The following is a 4,380-nucleotide window of genomic DNA, read 5'->3' as shown; positions in this document are numbered from 1 at the left end:
TCGCTATGGGCACGAAGACATGGCTCGGACGCTCGGCGGGGTGCTGTGCCTCATCATGGCGACGGTTTGCCACGGCGACGACGGCGGTGACTGGCGGGACCGTGTCACGCTCATCGCCAGCGAGCGCCTGCGCGGCGAGGTCGTCGATTGGTTCCGTCCGCGACCGGGCGCCGCCGATCCGGGTGCCAGCCGCTACGGCTTCGTCGCGAGCCAGCTCCGCGCCGGTCTGTCGGTCACGCTGCCGCACGCCCAGCTGACGCTCGTCGCGCAGGACACCCGGCTGGGAAACCTGCCCGACGACGCGAGCCTGCCGGCGCCCGTCGGCAACCTCGGTCCCGGCGCCATCTACTTCGCGAACACGAAGCAGCGCACGCAGGGCGAGCCGTTCCTGAAGCTCGGCTTCGTGACCCTCCGCCGCGCAGGGCTGACGGCGACCGTCGGCCGATACGAGTACCGCGACGGGCTCGAGACGGTGCCCGGCGACCCGACGCTCTCGGCGGTGAAACGCATGCGCATCGCGGAGCGGCTTGTCGGCCCGTTCGAGTTCACCCACGTGACGCGGAGCTTCGACGGGGTGCGGCTTGCCTGGGACCGCGCCGCGTGGAACGTCACCGTGATCGGCACGCGGCCGACGCAGGGTGGGTTCGAGGTGAGCGCCAACCGCGAGCTCGACCTGACGCTCGCGGGCGCGGCCGTCACCTTGAAGCGCCTGCCGCGCTTTCCCCCGGCCGACGTCCGGCTCTTCTACCTCTACTACCGCGACGGCCGCGATGCGGTGCTGAAGGTCGACAACCGCCCGCTGACCGTCCGCACGTCGGATCGTGCGCCGATCGCGCTCCATACCACGGGCGGGCACGCCCTCACGGTTCTCGACCTCGGACCGGGACGGCTCGACCTCCTCGGCTGGGTGGCGGTGCAGGCGGGCGACTGGGGAGCCGACGACCACGCTGCGTGGGCGTACGCGGTCGAGACCGGGTACCAGCTCCCGGCGCTGTTCGCGGCGCCGTGGCTACGGGTCGGCTACGACCGCTCCTCCGGCGACGGCAACCCGACCGACGGCCATCACCGCAGCTTCTTCCAGCTCCTTCCGACCGCACGGACGTACGCACAGCTACCCTTCTACAACCTCATGAACACGGGCGACGCCTTCGCGCAGGTCCTGCTCACGCCGCACCGCGACGTCAGCCTCCGCTGTGACTATCACTGGCTCGCGCTGAGCGACGCGCGGGACCTCTGGTACTCCGGTGGCGGGGCGACCAACGATCGCATCTTCGGCTACGCGGGCACGCCCTCGGGTGGGCACCACGACCTCGCGCAGCTGGTCGATATCTCCGCGACGGTGCACGTGCTGCCCCAGCTCGCGGTCAACGGCTACTACGGCCACGCTTTCGGCGGTGACGTCGTGGGCGCGACGTTCGCCGGTCGCGCGGCGAACTACGGCTTCGTCGAGCTCAGCTACCGGCGATGACTACGCGCTCTCCATCACCGTCGGCCCCGCGGGCGCCGGGCCGCGCGGCGTCGACTCCTTCGTGAGGAAGAGCTTCGCGATGGGCGCGGTGTACGATTCGACCGGCACGGGGAACTGCGCGACGATCGTGCCCGCCGCGCTCGCCCCGAACTCGCCGCAGAACACGCTCCGCTCGCCGACCTGAGCCCACAGGCGGTAGCGCTCGCCCGGGGGGAGGGCGCGCAGGCCCTTTACGACGACCGCGCCGCGCTTCGCGTCGAGGTCGAGGGCGACCGTACCGTACGCCCCGCCGGTCCCGGCGAGTGCGAACGAGCGCACGACATTCGGCTCGTGCAGCGTCGCCGTGAGCTCGCGCTCGAGGGCGAGGTCCCGGCGTACGCGGTAGGCGTCGAAGCCGAAGGCGAGCGCGAGGACGGCAGCGGCGGCGGCCGCGAACCGGCTCCAGACCACGCGGCGGGGTGCCGACGTCCTGGCCGGTGCTGACGCGCGGCCCGCCGCGAGCACGCGCGCGCGAAGGTGAGGGGGCGGCTCGGTGACCGTCGCGAACGGGAGCAGGCCGAGCGTCGCGCGGAGCCGCCGCACCTCCTCGGCCAGCTCCGGGTCGCCGGCGAGGCGGCGCTCGAACGTCGCGGCATCCTCGTGCGAGAGCTCCCCGAGCACGTAGTCGACGGCGAGGTCGTTGGGGAGCATCACGTCGTCACTCCATGAGATCCGCGAGCGCCGCGCGCAGCCCCAGGAGCCCGCGGCGACACCAGCTCTTCACCGTCCCGAGGGGGGCGTCGAGAGTCGCCGCGATCTCCGCCTGCGTCAGGCCCTGGTAGTAGACCATCTCGAGCACGCGGCGCTCGTTGGCGGGGAGCTCGGCGACGGCGCCGCGCACACGCTCGGAGCACTGGCGCGTCGCGATCCGGTCGACCGGGGCCGCGGGCACGTCGGGCGGCGGCGCGCTACGCCAGGACGCGCGGAGGATGCGGAGGCGCCGCCCGCGGCGTCGCAGCCGATCGATGGCCCGGGATCGCGTAAGCGTCGTCAGGAAGGCGCCGAGGGAGCCGCGGCGCACATCGTAGGTGGTCCCCTGGCAGAGCATCACGAAGACCTCCTGCGTGAGGTCCTCGGCCTCGTCCTGGGACTGGAGGATGGCGCGGGCGAGCCCGTAGACGAGGCCGCCGTACCGATCGTAGAGCGGTCCGAGCGCGGCGCGGTCGGTGCCGAGCGCGCTGAGCAGGACCTCGTCCGATGGCTCGGCTGAGACCGTCTCGTCCTCTCCAGTCCGGCGCAAGTCGAGGTATTGGCTAGCATAGTCGGTCGGCGCGGGGGATCGCACACCGTCTCTTCTACGCCCGAGCCGGGCCCGCGGATGCAGGGTGCGGGGCGAGCGCTCCGGATCTACGGAGCAGTGACATCGGGCGTAGCGGCGAGGGAGACGAGCGGCACCGGGGGATCGCCGATGGTGCCAACGGGGGTCGCATGCCCGGTCGTGAGGTCGATCGTGTAGAGCTTGCCGGCCGTCGCGGCATAGGCTCGGTCCGCGCCGCTCGTGTCGGTCACGATGGTGAACCCGGAGAGCGGGGCGAAGGCGGCGTCGAGGGGGCCGACGGTCGCGAGGAGGCCGTCGTTGGGCGGGTCCTGGAGCACGAGGACGTCCTGCTCTGCGTCGATCTCGAAGAGCTTCGTCGTCGGCGCGTCGCGGACGGTGTTGGTGTAGGCGGCGCCGGCGATGCGGGGGCGCTTGCCCGCATTCCGATCGGAGGGCGCATAGGCGAGCGGCGTGTCGACCGCGGTCGCGCCGAGGACGACGTTGACGCGCAGATTCTGGCCGTCGGCGCTGACCAGGCGGAGCCGATCCGCCTGGGGATTGAAAGCGATGCCCGAGCGGAGGTCGCCGTCGAATGGCACCGTGAGGGTGCTGACGAGGGTGGACGCACCCGTCGTAGGATCGATGCGGTAGAGGTCGTTGGTCGTGGTGAGGCCGTAGAGATGGCCGTCGGCAGGACGCGAGTCGATGCCGACGAGCCGACCGGAGAGCCCGGTCGGCCGGACCGTGCGGGCGGCTTCCGGACGATCCGCGCGGAAGAGCAGCAGGCGGCCGTCTTCGGTCGACCCGATGAGCGCCGGCGGCGGGTCGGCGCGGGCGGTGGCGACGATCGCGACGAGCGCGACGACGAGGCCGGTCGATCTCACGGTGTGGGCAACTGTCGGAGTGGCCGTGTCCTGTCAAGAGAGACCCGGCATCGCGCCGGCATCTCACGCGTAGGGAGAGATGCGGCTGCGCCAGCGCGTGACGAAGGGCGCTGGCTCGCGCACGAAGGGCCTCCTGATGGCCTTCAAGCTCCTGGACATGGCGTAGGCCCGGTGCCGACGTCACGACGGGGCTCTTCTCCTGCCGCTCATCCGAGCCGGCATCCTCTTCGTCGATGGGGTACAGCAAGCGGACAAGGGCAGGAGGACGAGAGCGAGAGCTGCGTGATCGGGGCGTCCTGAGCGGTAGCTCGGGTCGATCCGGTCGAGCTTCCGCAGCAGCGCAGGCCATTCCAGCGCGGCCCGCACCCCGTCGTCGCCGACGTCACCCTCCCCTAACCGCCGCACTCGATCGCGCGCCCGCCACACCCGCTCGAGCATCCGGCGCTATACGAATACAGCGGCGGATGCAGGGCAATCCAAATCGACTCAGGCGGTGTAGTCGTCTTTAGGAAGGAGAAACACAGTGAGAACGTTCAAGAACGTCATGGGAATCAGGAACGATCGTACGAAGGTGAGCGCCGCGAGGCGTCGCATCGTAGCCGCGGGTCTCGCGCTCGGCATTCTCGCGATCGCTGCCGGCGTCCCGTATCTCAGCCATGCCGATACGTCGTCGGCCCCTCCGGTGAGCAAGTGCTCCGACTTCGCGTGCGAACAGTGATGCGCCGACCGAA

General features: G+C 71.2%; 5 protein-coding genes. 1 reads left to right on the top strand and 4 read right to left on the bottom strand.

Annotated elements, in window-relative coordinates:
• Positions 1–19: 19 nt before the first annotated feature.
• On the top strand, positions 20–1,468 hold the full coding sequence (locus tag E6J59_03485) for a hypothetical protein (protein ID TMB22613.1): 1,449 nt from the start codon (positions 20–22) through the stop codon (positions 1,466–1,468).
• On the opposite strand, the gene E6J59_03480 is transcribed toward E6J59_03485, so the two are convergent.
• The 4 genes from E6J59_03480 to E6J59_03465 form a co-directional block, all read right to left on the bottom strand.
• A complete protein-coding gene (locus E6J59_03480) occupies positions 1,469–2,158 on the bottom strand; it encodes a hypothetical protein (GenBank protein TMB22612.1) in 690 nt (229 codons plus the stop codon). It abuts the gene before it with no gap.
• Positions 2,159–2,165: 7 nt separating this feature from the next.
• Positions 2,166–2,792: a sigma-70 family RNA polymerase sigma factor gene (locus E6J59_03475; GenBank protein TMB22611.1), complete on the bottom strand. Its 627-nt coding sequence runs from the start codon at positions 2,790–2,792 to the stop codon at positions 2,166–2,168.
• Positions 2,793–2,854: 62 nt separating this feature from the next.
• Positions 2,855–3,649, bottom strand: coding sequence for a DUF4394 domain-containing protein (locus E6J59_03470; GenBank protein ID TMB22610.1), 795 nt, complete (start codon positions 3,647–3,649; stop codon positions 2,855–2,857).
• Between the two features lie 180 nt (positions 3,650–3,829).
• On the bottom strand, positions 3,830–4,087 hold the full coding sequence (locus E6J59_03465; GenBank protein ID TMB22609.1) for a hypothetical protein: 258 nt from the start codon (positions 4,085–4,087) through the stop codon (positions 3,830–3,832).
• Positions 4,088–4,380: the final 293 nt, after the last annotated feature.

The organism is Deltaproteobacteria bacterium, assembly GCA_005879795.1.
In the GTDB taxonomy this organism is placed as follows: Bacteria; Desulfobacterota; Binatia; order DP-6; family DP-6; genus DP-6.
The sequence above is the reverse complement of the archived record's forward strand: the minus strand, read 5'-3'. Positions and strand labels throughout refer to the sequence as shown.

Excerpts from the sequence above, each read along its gene's own strand:
- E6J59_03485 (TMB22613.1), top strand. The coding sequence starts at position 20 with ATGGCTCGGACGCTCGGCGGGGTGCTGTGCCTCATCATGGCGACGGTT.
- E6J59_03480 (TMB22612.1), bottom strand. The coding sequence starts at position 2,158 with ATGCTCCCCAACGACCTCGCCGTCGACTACGTGCTCGGGGAGCTCTCG.
- E6J59_03465 (TMB22609.1), bottom strand. The coding sequence starts at position 4,087 with ATGCTCGAGCGGGTGTGGCGGGCGCGCGATCGAGTGCGGCGGTTAGGG.